This is a genomic window from Streptomyces sp. LS1784 (genome assembly GCF_020103755.1).
GTDB lineage: Bacteria > Actinomycetota > Actinomycetes > Streptomycetales > Streptomycetaceae > Kitasatospora.
On record NZ_JAHSQD010000178.1, the window covers coordinates 1 to 14,357 of the forward strand.

14 protein-coding genes are annotated in these 14,357 nt (G+C 73.0%); 11 read left to right on the forward strand and 3 right to left on the reverse strand.

The window, feature by feature from the left end:
* The 6 genes from KS423_RS47465 to KS423_RS21010 form a co-directional block, all read left to right on the forward strand.
* Positions 1-1,615 (forward strand): S9 family peptidase (locus tag KS423_RS47465; protein WP_263455084.1); only part of this gene is annotated, 1,615 nt, incomplete at its 5' end.
* Positions 1,612-1,773, forward strand: a complete 162-nt coding sequence (locus tag KS423_RS20990; RefSeq protein ID WP_224281105.1) for a hypothetical protein — start codon at positions 1,612-1,614, stop codon at positions 1,771-1,773. The genes KS423_RS47465 and KS423_RS20990, both read left to right, overlap by 4 nt.
* A gap of 79 nt (positions 1,774-1,852) precedes the next feature.
* Positions 1,853-3,784, forward strand: coding sequence for a RiPP maturation radical SAM C-methyltransferase (locus tag KS423_RS20995; protein WP_224281106.1), 1,932 nt, complete (start codon positions 1,853-1,855; stop codon positions 3,782-3,784).
* On the forward strand, positions 3,765-4,439 hold the full coding sequence (locus KS423_RS21000; RefSeq protein ID WP_224281107.1) for a DUF5825 family protein: 675 nt from the start codon (positions 3,765-3,767) through the stop codon (positions 4,437-4,439). Before KS423_RS20995 ends, KS423_RS21000 begins: the two co-directional genes overlap by 20 nt.
* A 30-nt stretch (positions 4,440-4,469) precedes the next feature.
* Positions 4,470-5,669, forward strand: a complete 1,200-nt coding sequence (locus tag KS423_RS21005) for a cytochrome P450 (RefSeq protein WP_224281108.1) — start codon at positions 4,470-4,472, stop codon at positions 5,667-5,669.
* The gene (locus KS423_RS21010; protein ID WP_224281109.1) at positions 5,662-6,933 is read left to right on the forward strand and encodes an MFS transporter; all 1,272 of its coding nucleotides are present in this window, start codon (positions 5,662-5,664) and stop codon (positions 6,931-6,933) included. The genes KS423_RS21005 and KS423_RS21010 overlap by 8 nt, the downstream gene beginning before the upstream one ends.
* 282 nt (positions 6,934-7,215) lie before the next feature.
* Here the strand turns inward: KS423_RS21010 and KS423_RS21015 are convergent, their stop codons facing one another.
* Entirely contained in the window at positions 7,216-7,890 is a 675-nt protein-coding gene (locus KS423_RS21015) for a hypothetical protein (protein ID WP_224281110.1), read from the reverse strand.
* A 241-nt stretch (positions 7,891-8,131) separates the two neighbouring features.
* On the opposite strand from KS423_RS21015, the gene KS423_RS21020 reads away from it, so the two are divergent.
* Positions 8,132-9,052 (forward strand): RimK family alpha-L-glutamate ligase, encoded by a 921-nt coding sequence (locus KS423_RS21020; protein ID WP_224281111.1) that lies wholly within the window; start codon positions 8,132-8,134, stop codon positions 9,050-9,052.
* A 44-nt stretch (positions 9,053-9,096) separates the two neighbouring features.
* On the opposite strand, the gene KS423_RS21025 is transcribed toward KS423_RS21020, so the two are convergent.
* Complete coding sequence (locus KS423_RS21025; protein WP_224281112.1) at positions 9,097-10,431, reverse strand: NAD(P)/FAD-dependent oxidoreductase; 1,335 nt, start codon at positions 10,429-10,431, stop codon at positions 9,097-9,099.
* Positions 10,432-10,889: 458 nt separating this feature from the next.
* Between KS423_RS21025 and KS423_RS21030 the strand changes: the two genes are divergently transcribed.
* The gene (locus tag KS423_RS21030) at positions 10,890-12,053 is read left to right on the forward strand and encodes a magnesium and cobalt transport protein CorA (protein WP_224281113.1); all 1,164 of its coding nucleotides are present in this window, start codon (positions 10,890-10,892) and stop codon (positions 12,051-12,053) included.
* Positions 12,054-12,213: 160 nt separating this feature from the next.
* Positions 12,214-12,378, forward strand: a complete 165-nt coding sequence (locus KS423_RS21035) for a hypothetical protein (RefSeq protein WP_224281114.1) — start codon at positions 12,214-12,216, stop codon at positions 12,376-12,378.
* 6 nt (positions 12,379-12,384) lie between these two features.
* Here the strand turns inward: KS423_RS21035 and KS423_RS21040 are convergent, their stop codons facing one another.
* Positions 12,385-12,738, reverse strand: a complete 354-nt coding sequence (locus KS423_RS21040) for a hypothetical protein (RefSeq protein WP_224281115.1) — start codon at positions 12,736-12,738, stop codon at positions 12,385-12,387.
* 123 nt (positions 12,739-12,861) lie between these two features.
* On the opposite strand from KS423_RS21040, the gene KS423_RS21045 reads away from it, so the two are divergent.
* Both KS423_RS21045 and lepB read left to right on the forward strand, forming a co-directional pair.
* Positions 12,862-13,458 (forward strand): helix-turn-helix domain-containing protein, encoded by a 597-nt coding sequence (locus tag KS423_RS21045; RefSeq protein WP_224281116.1) that lies wholly within the window; start codon positions 12,862-12,864, stop codon positions 13,456-13,458.
* A gap of 63 nt (positions 13,459-13,521) precedes the next feature.
* Positions 13,522-14,357: signal peptidase I (gene lepB / locus KS423_RS21050; RefSeq protein ID WP_224281117.1), on the forward strand; the 836-nt coding region annotated here is incomplete at its 3' end.

Here is a 14,357-nt window from a genome sequence, read left to right on the forward strand (position 1 = left end):
GCCGCGCGGGCGGGCGTACGGCGTCGCCTTCGACCGGACGGGCGCGCTCGCGGCGGTGGCCGTCGGCGTCGACGGCGCCTCGCACTGCTACGTCGGACCGCCCGCGGGCGAGGCGCGGCTGATCGGTTCGGCGCCGGGGTACCTGAGCCTGGCCGACCTGTCGCCGGACGGTCGGCTACTAGCCCTCGGCGGGCGGCCCGACGGGGACGACGCAGTGGTCCTGTGGCCGGCGGGTGCCCAGGCGGACGGTCCGCTGCGGTTCGCCGGGGACCGCCGACTGCGGCTCTGGCCGATCGAGTTCAACCAGCTCGCGGTACTCGAACCGGAGCTGCTGCTGGTGGTCGAGGAGGACGAGCGGTACACCGTCGCGACCTGGCGGGCGGGCGCGGGGCTGCGCAGGTACCCGGGACTGTCGTTCGACTCGCAGATATCGGCCGGCTGGTACCAGGGGCCGCACGGGGTGCTGATCCAGCACGAGCGGGCCGGGCGGAGCCGGCTGCTCCTTGCCGACCTCGATCCGCCGACGGGACAGGGGGCGACGCACCAGGGGGCGACGCAGCAGGGATCGGTGCGCCGGGGACCGGCAGAACCGGGGTCGGCAGAACAGGCTCTGCCCGTCCGGGAGATCAGCACACCCGGCGGCACGATCCACGACCTGTCCTGCGCCCCGGACGGCACCCTGCACTGCGTCTGGAGCCGGGAGTCGACACCGCCACGCCCGCTGGTACTGCGCCCCGGCACGGAGGTGGCGCACCACCTCGATCCGGACCGGGGTGACACCTCCCGCAGCCGGCGCTGGACGCCCCGGCCGTACGGGCGGATCCACAGCTTCGTCAGCACCCCGGTCGGCCAGGGCCCGTGGCCGACCCTCTTCCTGGTCCACGGTGGCCCCGCCACCCACGACCGGGACTCCTACGACCCGCGGGTGAACGCCCTGGTGGGCCACGGCTACGCAGTGGTGCGCACCAACTACCGAGGCTCCACCGGCTACGGCGCCCGCTGGCAGCACGAGTACGGCCACCGGGTCGGGCTGGCGCAGATCGAGGACCTGGCCGCCGTCCGCGCGGAGCTCGTCGCCGACGGTACGGCGCTCGCGGAGCGCACCGGCCTGTGCGGATTCTCGTGGGGCGGCTACCTGACCCTGCTGGCGATGGGCGCGCAGCCGGAGTTGTGGTCACTCGGCATGGCCGCTCAGCCGATCGCGGACTACCCCGCCGCCTACCGCACCACCACCCCCGCACTGCGCGAGCTCGACCGGCAGCTCTTCGGCGGGACCCCGGACGAGGTTCCCGAGCGCTACCGCGCGGCCGACCCGCGATCGTACGTGCACCAGGTCCGCTCGCCCGTCCTGCTGGTCGCCTCGCGGACCGACGAGCGGTGCCCACCCGACCAGGTGGCCCGGTACGCCGCGGACCTGCGCCGGCTGGCGGTGCCGCACGAACTGCTCTGGGTGGACGGCGGCCACTACAGCCGCCGGACCGCCGACCACCGATCGGTGCTGGCCGCGATGGTCCGGTTCGCCGGGCACGCCTGGCCGGCGCCGCACCCCCGACCACCTCGGGGCGACCGCCCCGAGGTACCCACCGAGCCGATGGAAGGAGGTGAACAGCCATGAAGCGACGCAGCGTTCAGAACGACCCGATCAGCACCCCGGAGCGTGACCGGGGCGCCGTGGTGGTCCAGAACTTCGCGCTCGACATCACCAAGGCCACGGCGGTCGCGCCTGCCCCCAAGGGGCAGCGGAAGCCGAAGCCGGAACCCAAGGGCAAGTGATCCTCCGTCGCTCCGGGGCATCTGCGGTGCCCCGGAGCGACACCTCACCGACCGCCTGCGAACAACAGAAGTGGCCATCATGCGTATCGTCCTGCTGCACATGCCCTGGGGCGCGATCGACGTGCCGTCGCTGGCGCTCGGGATCCTGCACACCGCCGCCGAACGCGCCGGCCATCAGGTGGAAGTGCGGTACGCCAACCTGGACTTCGTGGACTGGGCGGCCGAGACCGCGGGTTTCGGCGTGGACGACTACCAGTACTTCTCCGAGAAGTCCTACTTCCAGGGCGCGGGCGACTGGGCGTTCGCCGGTGCGCTGTACGGTGAGGACGTCCCGGCCCCCGGCACCGGGGACGGTGACGACAGCACCGACGGCGCCGCCGAGTTCGCGAGCTACTTCGAGCACCTGGCCGCCAACGGCGCGAGCGAGCAGGAGATCGCGCTGACCCGGGCCACCCGCGCGATCGCCCCCGCGTTCATCGCCCGACTGGTCGAAGAACTCGCCGCCGACCCACCGGACCTGGTCGGCTTCACCACCACCTTCCAGCAGAACACCGCGAGCCTCGCCGCCGCGAAGCTCCTCAAGCAGCGGTGCCCGCAGGTGCGCACGGTGTTCGGCGGCGCGAACTGCGACGGTCCGCAGGGCGCCGCGCTGCACCGCAACTTCCCCTTCCTGGACTACGTCGTGCGCGGCGAGGGCGAGGCCGCCTTCCCGGCACTCCTGGAAGGCGGCGACCTCTCCGCGGTCCCCGGGCTGTGCTGGCGCGACGGCTCCGGGAAATCGACGGCCAACGAGATGGCGAAGCGTCCGCTGCCGCCCGCGGCGATCCTGACGCCCCGCTACGACGGCTTCTTCGAGCGGCTCGACGCCTCCGTCGCGGCCGGCTGGGTCGATCCCAAGCTGGTCCTCGAAGGCTCCCGGGGCTGCTGGTGGGGCGAGAAGCACCACTGCACCTTCTGCGGGCTCAACGGCTCCTCGATGGAGTTCCGCTCCAAGCCGCCGGCGGACTTCCTCGCCGAGGTGCTCGCGCTCGCCGAACGCCACCAGCTGCTGGACGTCTACGTGGTCGACAACATCCTGGACATGGGCTACTTCGACACCGTCCTGAAGTCGCTGGCCGAACTCCCGGTCGATCTGCGGCTGCACTTCGAGATCAAGGCCAACCTGCGCCGCCACCAGTTCCAGCTCCTCGGCGACTCGGGCGCGGCCCAGGTGCAGCCCGGCATCGAGAGCCTGAGCACCCGGGTCCTGCGGATCATGGACAAGGGGGTGACGGGCTGCCAGAACGTCCGCGCGCTGCGGGACGCGCAGAGCGCCGGGGTCTCGGTGACCTGGAACTACCTCTACGGCTTCCCCGGCGAGCAGCCGGACGACTACGAGTCGGTGATCCGCCAACTGCCCGTGCTGCACCACCTGGACCCGCCGACCGGAGCGGGACGGATCGCGATCGAGCGGTTCAGCCCGTACTTCGACCGCCCCGAACTGGGCTTCGCGATCACCCGGCCGGCCTTCCAGTACCGTGCGACCTACCGCCTTCCCGAGAGCGAACTGGCCGAACTGGCCTACGTGTTCACCGCACCGCCGCGCGGGATCGGCGGCGACCTCGCGGAGCGGCTGAGCGCGGCCGTGGACACCTGGCTCGCACGGTTCCCCGACAGCCGGCTCAGCTACCGGGACGCGGACGGGCGGATCGTGCTCGTCAACACCCGGCCCGGGTACGACTGGCGGGTGGTCGAGCTGACCGATCCGGTCGAGCTCGCCGCCTTCCGGCTGCTGGCCCAGCCCCGCTCGGCCGCCGCGCTGGCCGCCAAGGTCCCCGGCGGCGCGGCGGCGGTCGAGCCGGTGCTGGAGCGCTTCACCGCGCTGGGCCTGCTGTTCCACGACGGGGACAGCTTCCTGCAGGTCGCCGTCGAGTCCGACAACCAGGTGCTGATGCGGATGCAGCACCGGCACGGCCCCGCCGCCGTCCGTCCTCGCACCGAGGAGGTGCTCGATGCCGTCACGATCGGCTGAACGGACCGATGCCGCCTCCTGGCGCGCGGCCGGCCCGGAGGTCGAGCTCTGGCTCGACTACGACCCCGTCGCCCGGGAGTTGCCGGGCTTCGCGCTCGGTCGCCGAATTCTGCCCGGCCCGGCTCAGACGGAGGTCACCGAGCTGCACCGCGCCGGGGTCCGCTGCCTGCGGCTGACCGAGCCGGTGCGGCTCTGCCGGGACGCGCCGGCGGCCTCCGCGCGGGCGCTGATGCTGCTGCGCGAGGCGACCGGGCAGGGGCTGGCCGTGCTCTGGCAGGCGGTCTGCACGGACGGCTGCGCAGCGCAGCGCCGGTTCCACCATCTGTACCCGCCCGAGCAGTTGACCGGCGCCCCACAGGACGTCGTCGCCGACTGGCGCGCCACGTACTACCCGAGCAAGTGCGTCTTCCGGCGCGGCCCCGGCTTCGTCGAGGTGCGCGACCGCCGGTTCGGGACGCTGGAGCTGTTCACCATCGACGAGCCGGGCCACCTGGCACAGGTGGACGCGCTGGCCGAGGGCGTCGAGGCCGGCCTGCTGCCGGAGGCCGTCCACCGGGACTTCGCCGAGGCCGGTCTGATCGCCGAACAGGCCGGCCGCGCGTGGTTCCTGCCCATGCGGGTGCGCCGCTGGCCTTTCCCGTCGCTGACCGTGTAGTTGCGAGAGTTCGAGCCCGAGGAGAGATCCATGACCACCGCGGTCGACGACGCCGCCGCGCGGATGTCCGCCTTCATCCGCGAGCCCTATCCCACGCTCGCCCGGATCCGCGAGGCCGGCGCGGTCTCCGTCGTGGAGTTCGGTGAGAGCCTGCCGGTCTACCTGGTGACCCGCTACCAGGACGTCCGGGCCGCGCTGCTGGACCCGCGCTTCGGGCAGGACGTCCGCCGTAGCCAGGCCATCGCGAGCGGGCGGGGCGCCGGCCTGACGCTCGGTTCGGAGGTGGTCCACATGCTCAACAGTGACCCGCCGGACCACACCCGGCTGCGCCGGCTGATCCAGGGCGTCTTCACTCGCCGGCGGGTCGATCTGATGCGACCGCTGGTCGAGCGCATCGCCGGCGGCCTGCTGGACGGGCTGCGCGGGCGGGAGACCGCCGACCTGGTGACGGACTTCGCCTTCCCGCTGCCGATCATGATCATCTGCGAGCTGCTGGGATTCCCCCCGGAGGACATGCAGGCCTTCCGTACCTGGTCGACGGCGATCCTCACCCAGGGCGGCGACATGACGTTCGGCCAGGCTACCGCCGAACTGAACGACTACCTGCGGGAGTTGATGACAGCCCGCCGGACGTCACCGAGCGCGGACATCCTGACCGACCTGGTGCAGGCCTGTGACGCCGGTGAACTCACCGAGCAGGAAGTGTTCTCGATGGTCTTCCTGCTGCTGATCGGCGGTCACGAGACCACGGTCAACCTGCTGGGCACCGCCACGCTGGCGCTGCTCCACCACCCCGACCAGCTCGCCTGGTTGCGCGCCAACCCGGCGGCGATGCCGGCCGCGATCGACGAGTTCCTGCGCTACGAGTCTCCGGTGAGCATGGCCACGCTGCGGTTCACGAACGCCGACGTCATGGTCGACGACGTGGAGATCCCGGCGGACGAGCTGGTGCTGCTCTCGCTCGGTGCGGCCAACCGGGACCCGGCCCGCTTCACCGATCCCGACCGGCTGATCCTGGACCGCGGCGATCCGGGCCACCTGGCCTTCGGGCAGGGCCTGCACCGGTGCCTCGGCTCCTTCCTCGGCAAGCTGGAGAGCGAGGTCGCGCTGACCGGCCTGCTGGAGCGCTTCACGCGGATCGAGCTGGCCGTCGCGGAGGAGACCCTGCCCTGGCGCAACACGATCATGCTGCGCGGCCTGGAGTCGCTGCCGGTCTCGCTCGATGGCTAGCGGCGCGGGGACGGGCAGCGCGGGAGCAGGCGGCGCGGCGGGGCTGTTGCGGTTCCGCCCCCGGATCGGCGTCGCGCCGCTGCGCTCGCGCGGCTATCGACTGCTGGTGATCGGGCAGGCCACCTCGGAGTTCGGCAACGCGTTCCAGGTGGTCGCCCTGCCGCTGCTGGTCTACTCCCTCGCCGGCGGCGCCCGCCAGTTGAGCCTGGTGGTCGCCGCCTACGGCGCGGGACGGCTGGCCGCCACCCCGCTCGGCGGCATGCTCGCCGACCGGTTCGGCGCCTGGCGGGTGATGCTGACCGCCGACCTCGGCCGGCTGCTCGCCACCGCCGGGCTGTGCGCGGCCGCGGCCGGCGGGGCGGCGGACTTCTGGCTGATCGGCGGGCTCGCGCTGCTGGTCGGCCTCGGAGCAGGGGTGTTCCTGCCGGCCGCCTGGGCGATCACCCCGACCCTCCTGCCCGCCGAGGACCTGCACGCGGGCAATGCCCTGAACAGTACGGTCACCTTCGGCGCCGGTCTGCTCGGCCCGGCGGTGGCCGGCCCGCTGGTCGCCTGGCTGAACCCGGCCGCCGCACTGGGCTTGGATGCGGCGACCTTCGCCGTGTCGGCGGCGACGCTGCTGCTGATCGGTCGCGGCAGCCTCGTCGCAGCACCCAGCCCGATCTCCGAACGCGCCTGCGTGCCGAGGAACTTCCGCGGCCTGCTGCGGGAATCGCCGCTGCTGCGCGCGGTGCTGACGGTGACGGTGATCGCGAACCTGACGGTGGGCGGAGCCACCAGGGTCGCCCTGCCGACCCTGGCCACCCACGGCTTCGCCGCCGGTGCCGTCGGGCTGGGCCTGCTGCTGGCCGCGTTCACGGGCGGCGCGCTGGTCGGCGGCCTGTTCGCTGCCGGCCTCACCGAGTTGCGCTCGCGGGGCCGCACGGCGATGCTCTCCGGCCTGGTGATGGGTGCGGCGATCGGCCTGGTGCCGTTCGCCGGCCTCGTCGGCGCCGTGTTGCTGCTCTGCCTGGCCGGCGGCGCCAGCACGGTGACCAACGTCCTGGTCGTCACCGGTGTGCAGAAGAGCACCCCGCCCGCGCTGCTGGCCCGGGTCATGGCGGCCATCACCTTCTGCGCGCTGGGGGTCTTCCCGGTCTCGGTGATCGCGGCCGGCGCGGCGGTGGACGCGTTCGGGAGCCGGGGGGTGTTCGCGACGGCCGGGCTCTGCCTACTGGGCGCGTTCGGGTACGCGCTGACCAGGCGTGAGATCCGCGAGCTGTGAGGCCACCACCCACGCCTGGTGCGGTCTTGCCCGGCTTCGCGGCCGACCGGGCCCGGCACGCGGTTGCGGTGTTTCGACCAGCCGTTTCCCCGGGCGGCTTCCCGCACCCGGCGTGCCCGTTCCCGGCGTGCCCGTTCCCGGCGTGCCCGTTCCCGGGCACCGGGCGCTCCCCAAGCCCTGTCGTGGACTGCGCCTCGTGACGCACACGGGATGATGCCGCACACGAACCGCATACCCGCAGCACGCTCCCGCACAGGCGAGGCCGGCAGACTCGGCGACCCGCTACCGGCCCAATTCGGGGTAATGGCCGCGTTGATACGGTAACAGGTCGGAGACGGAGAGCTGTGCCGCGCCCTGGCAGATCACGCAGACACGGCGCCGGTGGCATGCGGGGCAGTGTCTCCGCCCGTGGGTCTCGTCGGGCAGCCAGCCGCGTCCCCCGCAGTCGTAACACCAGCCCAGACCGTCGCACTCGTAGCACAGCACGTATCCGGCCGTGACGGTCTCGGCCGTGTGCACCGGCTCCGGCCGCCGGAACTCCTCCGGCTCGTACAGGGCCATCGCCGGTGTCTGCCCGCCGAACCACGTGTCGGATCCGTGGTCGGCCACACGGATCTCGATGCTGCAGCCGTCGTGGCGGCCGGTGACCACGGTGCGGGGCGTCCCACTGGCGTCCTCCTGCGACGTCGCGACCTCCCAGCCCGCCGAGTCGAGCAGGGCGGCCGCACGGGACACGATGTCGGTGGTACTGACATTCGCGGGGCGCTTCCCCCTGAAGCAGCCGGCCGCGTACTGGTAGCGGAGCGGTTCGTGCCAGTCGACGATCCTCGGCTCGTCGAGAAACAGCAGGCTCGGATCGCTGCCGGGGGCCAAGTCGTCGATCAGCTCGACCAGTCGCGCCCGCAGGGCTTGGCCCAGCCGGTCCAGCTCTTCCCGCGCGCCCGGTATGGGCCCCATGGCGCCCCCTTCTCGCCCGGCCCTGCCATCGCCAGGAATCCCGCTCGACCACCGGGATTCTATTCGGCGTTCGCACGAAGTCGGCCAGCTGCGTCGTGGCACGGTCGGCTTGCCATGATCAGAGCTTCGGCTGTGCGCCGCCCCCTCCCGCCCGCGGCGACGGGGTTTCGGCCACGCCGCGCGGGGATTGGCGCACGAGGCCATCTTGTCGTGGTCACGTCGCAATCGCTTGCATGTCCGCATGGCTCGACATGACCTCGTACTCCTGACCGATCACGGCTCGACCGAAGGCAGCCGGCAGGTGCTCGCCGCCGCCGCGCGGACGCTGACCGGGCGGGAACCCGTGCACCTGGACGCCCGGCACTTCATGACCGGAGGCAGCGGCCTGATCGAGGCCGACGACTCGGGCGGGTTCCGGCTGGAAGCGGGCGGCCGGACGGTGACCGCCGACACGGTGATCGTCTACGAGATCCCGCCACACAGGCGCCGCGCCTTCGAGGACTGCCAGCGCCGGCTGCGCGGATGCGGCGCCCGCTCGCTCGGCACCGACGCCGAGGCGTGGCGGGCGGCCACCGAGAAGGACATCACCGTCGCCCGCTTCGTCAGGGACGGCGTGCCGCACATGCCCAGCATCGCGCTCTCCAAGCCGAGCCCGGAGGCCGCCGCCGAGGCCTTCGCGGAACTCGGCGGCGACGTCTGGGCCCGGCCCTGCATCGGGATGGGCGGCGACGACGTCTTCCACGTCACCACCCGCGCCCAGCTCGACGCCGCTGCGCGGCACTACGCGCGGGCGGGGGCGGACTGGCTGATCGCCCGCGACGCCCGGAACCTCCTGCCTGACGGACGCCGCCACCAGTACCGGGTGGTGGTGCTGCACGGGCGCGTGGTCCGGGCGGTCGAACACGTCCAGGCGGACCCGGACGCGCCCTGCAACGAGAGCCGGGGCGCCGTCTCCACCCTGCTCGACTACACCGAACTGCCGGACGGGCTCGCGGAGACGGCCATCGCGGCGGCCGCGTGCCTGGGGCTCGACCTCGCCGGCGTCGACCTCGCCGCCGAGAGCGGCGGGGTGGTCTTCGAGGTCAACGTCCACCCCGCCTTCGGCCGCCGCGGCCTGGAGCAGGTGGCGCTGCCGTACGTCGCGGCGCACCTCGCCGAGTAGCATCCGCAGCGCGCCGGGCCGCCCTGGTGGCGGCCCCCGGCCCCTCAGTCCCGCAGGACCGCCGCGAGCACCGAAGGCCGGAACAGCAGCGACGGCGGTTCCACCAGCGACATCACCTCGTGGAACGCCGCGGTGACCGCCGGATCCCGGGTGCTGGCGGCCAGGACCTTGTCGAAGAAGCGGTGCTGGAGCCCGATCAGGGCGCCGGACGGCGCGCCGGTGGTGGCGCCGAAGCGGGCGTCCTCGGCGCAGGAGATCATCCACGGAAGCCTGGACGCCGCCGCCACGGCGCGCCGCGCGGCCCGCGCCGTGGCAGGCCCGATGCCGCCGTGCCGCTTCGCGGTGCGACGCAGCTCCCGGGCGCAGAACAGGGCGACGGTCACACCCTGCCCGTACACCGGGTTGAAGGTGCTCGCGGCGTCGCCGACCACCACCAGGCCGTCCGGGCAGCCGCGGTCGTAGCGTCGGCGCACGCCCGGGCCGGGGAGGAAGCCGCGCACCTCGCCCGCCGGTTCGGCGTCCCGCAGCATCTCGCGCAGGAGCGGGTCGCGCAGCAGGCCCAGGTGCTCGGCGAACCCCTCCTCGCCGGCCGCTGGTTCGGCGCCGCGCATCCCGGCGAGGCTGACGATCCAGCGGTCGCCCTCGACCGGCAGCAGCACGCCCATCCGTTGCGCGTCCGGCGCCTTGGTCTGGAGGTAGACCGCCTGGTCGCCGAGGTCGGACCCGGCCGGGCGGTGGAAGATCCGGGAGGTGTACGCGACGCCGGCGTCGACCCGCTCCTCGGGCACCGGCGGGCAGCCCAGCTCGGCGAGCCACTTCGGCACCGAGGTCGAGCGGCCCGTCGCGTCCACCACCAACTCGGCCGGTATCTCACGGACTTCGCTGCGCTCCGGGCCGCGCTCGCGGACCGTCACCCCGGTCACCGCGGTCGCCGAGCCGAGCAGCCCGACCGCGTCCGTCCCCTCCAGGAACTCGATCGCGGGATGGGTGCGGACCCTGTCCAGCACGAACGCGTCCAGCAGCGGCCGGGTGCAGGAGAGGAAGCCCACCTGCGCCGGGTACTCGGCCAGCCACCCGGCGGAGCAGAGCCACCTGACGTCCGAGGCGGCCACCCGCCGTGCGCCCGCGGCGATCAGCTCCTGATTGATGCCGGGCATCATCTCCTCAAGCAGCCGGTGCCCGGCCTCCAGCACCAGGTGCGCGTGCCGGCCCTGAGGCACCCCGGCCCGGAACTCCGCCCCGGCCGGGTACCGGTCCCGCTCCACCACGACGATCCGCTCGGCGAACCCCCGCAACGCCCATGCGGCCGCCAACCCCGCGAGCCCGCCGCCGATCACCACCGCGGTACCCCGCCCCGGGGCCCCGTTCGAAGAAGTCATGACACGTAGCGTAGTGGCGCCATCGCCTCAGTGTGATCACTTCGCTCCGGACGAACACTCGCCGGCAGGAAGGCCGTTGACGATCCCGGCCAGGAGCGGTCGTACGGCTGAAGCTGCCCGGACGGGTGTCGGCAGGGCCCCGGTCGGAGCCCGGGGCGTGCGGGTACTAGACTCGACGGGGTTGTGCTGGCGCCTCTCCCGGTGCGTGAGCGCGTGGAGGCGAGGAGGTGAGAGCCGTGGAGTGCAGTAGTACGGGCCGAAGTCGGCCCCGCCCCCGGTTGTCCCGCACCACTCGCGGCCCCCGGCACACCTCCTCCCGTACGGCTCCCGCGCGGCACTGATCTCGTCCTCCCGGCGAGGCGCCGCCGGTCACGCCGTGCGCGTGGCGGCCGGCCGGGCGCCTCCGGTCCGCCGTGTTCCCGTACGTCGGCCGGGCATCCACCGTGGAGGTCTCCGCCATGTCCGACTGGCGTGTGCGCGCCGTGCGCGCGAGCAAGCGTCCGTTCTCCCGTTCCGTCGTCCGGCCGGCGGACTCCCAGCCGGCGCCCGAGCACTCGATGGACCCGCGCCCGGACCAGCCGGTGGAACCGGTGACACTGGAACGTTCGGTCGTGGACGCGGCGGTCTACCGGGACGGCCTCCGGATAGAGGCGCCCACCGACCTCGCCGACATCTACCGCAGGCTGCCCGACCGACCCGGCACGATGGCCTGGATCGGCCTCTTCCGCCCCGCCGAGGCGCAGCTGCTGGAGGCCGCCGACCGGTTCGACCTGCACGAGCTGGCCGTCGAGGACGCCATCGTCGCCCACCAGCGGCCGAAGCTGGAGCGCTACGGCGACACCCTGTTCGTGGTGCTGCGCGCCGCCCGGTACCTGGACGAGGCGGAGGAGGTCGACTTCGGCGAGATCCACCTCTTCGTCGGCCCCGACTTCGTGCTCACCGTCCGCCACTCCCAGGCCCCGGACCTGTCGGCGGTGCGCCGCCGCCTGGAGGGCGACCCGGAGCTGCTGGCGCTCGGCCCGGAGGCGGTGCTGTACGCGGTGCTGGACGCCGTGGTGGACGGCTACGCGCCGGTGATCGCCGGCCTCCAGCACGACATCGACGAGATCGAGACCGAGGTGTTCGGCGGCGACCCGCAGGTCTCCCGCCGCATCTACGAGCTGTCCCGCGAGGTGATCGAGTTCCAGCGGGCCACCCGCCCGCTGTTGGAGATCATGAAGAGCCTGGAGGCGGGCTTCGGCAAGTACGGCACCGACGAGGAGCTCCAGCGCTACCTGCGCGACGTCGCCGACCACGCCACCTACGCCGCCGAGCGGGTGGACGGCTTCCGGCAGATGCTCCAGAACATCCTGACCGTCAACGCGACGCTGGTCTCGCAGCGGCAGAACGAGGAGATGAAGCAGCTCGCCGAGGCGGGGCACGCGCAGAACGACGAGATCAAGAAGATCTCCTCCTGGGCGGCCATCCTCTTCGCGCCGACACTGATCGGCACGGTGTACGGGATGAACTTCGAGAAGATGCCGGAGCTCAGGTGGGCTTTCGGCTACCCGTTCGCGATCGGGCTGATGGCACTGGTGTGTACCGGGCTGTACCTGGTGTTCAAGAAGCGGGACTGGCTGTAGGCCGGGCTCCGGAGCGCCGGCTTCCGGGCGGGCCGCGTGCGTACCGCCCGGCAGTCCCCGTTCCTCACCGGACGGTGACGACTCGGCCTCGGTCCAAGGACGTTCGGTGCCGATTCGGGGCCGGCGGGGGAGCCTTCCCGGGGACGGGGAGGAGGCCCAGGTGGGGGCGATCGTACGGATCCTGGTGGTGGCGGCGGCGATCGGCCTGCTGCTGGGCGGGGCGGTGAGCGTGGTGCTGTTCGTGTTCGCCGACTGGTGGGGCGCGTTCGCGGACGCGGTGCACGACAGCGGGTTCCCGTACTGGGGGAAGAACCGGCATCCCTAGTCGCGGTCAGCCCAGCAGCCGCTCGTACTCGGTGGCCGGGTCCAGCTGGCGCCGGTACTCGACGTGCAGCCGAACGGCGCCGTCCGCGTCGGCCAGGCGGTCGAGCGGGCCCTGACCGGCCGGGAGCGGACGGGGCTGCGCCCACTGCTGGGCGAGGACGGCCAGCGGGGTGCCGTCGTTGCCGCGCACCACCCAGGTGGCGCGGCCGCCTCCGATCAGCGGGAGCAGGGGCCGGGGAAGCCCGAGGGCGGTGAGCGCCGTCGGGGTGTCCAGGCCGTCGGGGAGCGTGACGGTCCGGGCGTGGGGGGCGTCGGCGTCGTCGCCGGCCGCGACGCTGTCCCGGGTGAGGAGGATGAGCATGACGGGAGGATAGGCCCGGCCTGTGGGCGCGTTCGGGAGGTCGTGACCCGCAGGGGTGACGGCGAGGGCCTCACCCGTGTGCCGGATTGACAACGATGCTTGCCGTAGCGGCAAATGGCAGGCATGGCTGACGAAGAGTTCGAGAACGTCCTCACCACGGTGGGCCCGCGGCTGCGGGCGCTGCGCCGGGAGCGCGGCACCACACTCGCCACGCTGGCCGCCGCCACCGGCATCTCGCTCAGCACACTGTCCCGGCTGGAGTCCGGGCAGCGCAAGCCGACGCTGGAGCTGTTGCTGCCGCTGGCCCGGGAGTACCGGGTGCCGCTGGACGAACTGGTCGGCGCCCCGGCCACCGGTGACCCGCGGATCCACCCGCGCCCGGTGACCAGGAACGGCCAGACCATCGTCCCGCTCACCCGCCACCTGGGCGGGCTGCACGCCTACAAGCACATCGTGCCGCCGGGCCGGAACACCGGGCCCGAGCTGGAACTGAAGGTCCACGAGGGGTACGAGTGGCTGTACGTGCTGTCCGGACGGCTGCGGCTGGTGCTCGGCGCGCACGATCTGGTGCTGACGGCCGGTGAGGCCGCCGAGTTCGACACCCGCACCCCGCACGCCTTCGGCAACGCGGGCCCGCAGGCGGTGGAGTTCCTCAGCCTGTTCGGACCGCAGGGCGAGCGCATCCACGTCAGGGCGCGGCCGGGAACCTCTGTTCGGTAGGTTCGTTCCTGACAGGGGGTCTTCGTTCCGGCTCCCGCCAGGCCGTCGGGAGGGGCCGAGGAAATGAGTGTGCAGCAGAGCACGGAGTCCGGCGAGAGTGACGGAGCCGGGGAGCGCGAGAAGGCCGGGGACGGCCGGGTGCAGGCGGGTACGGGCACCGCGGTGACGGAGGGCGCGGGCGCGGGCGCCGGTGCTCCCGGGAAGACCGGCGAGGAGGCCGAGCGCCCCCGGAAGAAGCGCCCGTTCTGGCAGGAGCTGCCGATCCTGGTGGTGATCGCGCTGGTGCTCTCGCTCGGCATCAAGACCTTCTTCGTGCAGGCCTTCTCCATCCCCTCCGGCTCGATGGAGCAGACCCTCGCGATCGGCGACCGGGTGCTGGTCGACAAGTTCACCCCGTGGTTCGGCGCCGAGCCCGAGCGCGGCGAGGTGGTGGTGTTCCGCGATCCGGGCGGCTGGCTGGAGGGCGCCCCGACGACCGCCGGCGGCTCCGTGATGGGCACCGTCCAGAAGGCGCTCAGCACCGTCGGCCTGATGCCCTCGGCGGACGAGAAGGACCTGATCAAGCGGGTGATCGCGGTCGGCGGGGACACCGTCGTCTGCGAGGCGGGCGCGCCGCTGAAGGTGAACGGCGTCGCGCTGGACGAGCCGTACCTGTTCCCCGGCGCGACGCCCTGCGACAACGACCCGGTCGGCACCGTCACCGTGCCCAAGGGCAAGCTGTGGGTGATGGGCGACCACCGCAACAACTCGCGGGACTCCCGCTGGCACCACAACGAGAGCGGCGACGGCTTCGTGCCGGTGGACAACGTGGTCGGCCGGGCCTTCGTGGTCGCCTGGCCGCTGTCCGACTGGTCCACGCTGCCGGTCCCGGACACCTTCGACAAGGTGCCGGCCGGGGC

Coding starts and splice junctions, on each gene's coding strand:
- KS423_RS21020 (WP_224281111.1), top strand. CDS start 8,132: ATGGCTCGACATGACCTCGTACTCCTGACCGATCACGGCTCGACCGAA.
- KS423_RS21045 (WP_224281116.1), top strand. CDS start 12,862: ATGGCTGACGAAGAGTTCGAGAACGTCCTCACCACGGTGGGCCCGCGG.
- KS423_RS20995 (WP_224281106.1), top strand. CDS start 1,853: ATGCGTATCGTCCTGCTGCACATGCCCTGGGGCGCGATCGACGTGCCG.
- KS423_RS20990 (WP_224281105.1), top strand. CDS start 1,612: ATGAAGCGACGCAGCGTTCAGAACGACCCGATCAGCACCCCGGAGCGT.
- KS423_RS21040 (WP_224281115.1), bottom strand. CDS start 12,738: ATGCTCATCCTCCTCACCCGGGACAGCGTCGCGGCCGGCGACGACGCC.
- KS423_RS21005 (WP_224281108.1), top strand. CDS start 4,470: ATGACCACCGCGGTCGACGACGCCGCCGCGCGGATGTCCGCCTTCATC.
- KS423_RS21030 (WP_224281113.1), top strand. CDS start 10,890: ATGTCCGACTGGCGTGTGCGCGCCGTGCGCGCGAGCAAGCGTCCGTTC.
- KS423_RS21025 (WP_224281112.1), bottom strand. CDS start 10,431: ATGACTTCTTCGAACGGGGCCCCGGGGCGGGGTACCGCGGTGGTGATC.
- KS423_RS21015 (WP_224281110.1), bottom strand. CDS start 7,890: ATGGGGCCCATACCGGGCGCGCGGGAAGAGCTGGACCGGCTGGGCCAA.
- KS423_RS21010 (WP_224281109.1), top strand. CDS start 5,662: ATGGCTAGCGGCGCGGGGACGGGCAGCGCGGGAGCAGGCGGCGCGGCG.
- KS423_RS21000 (WP_224281107.1), top strand. CDS start 3,765: ATGCCGTCACGATCGGCTGAACGGACCGATGCCGCCTCCTGGCGCGCG.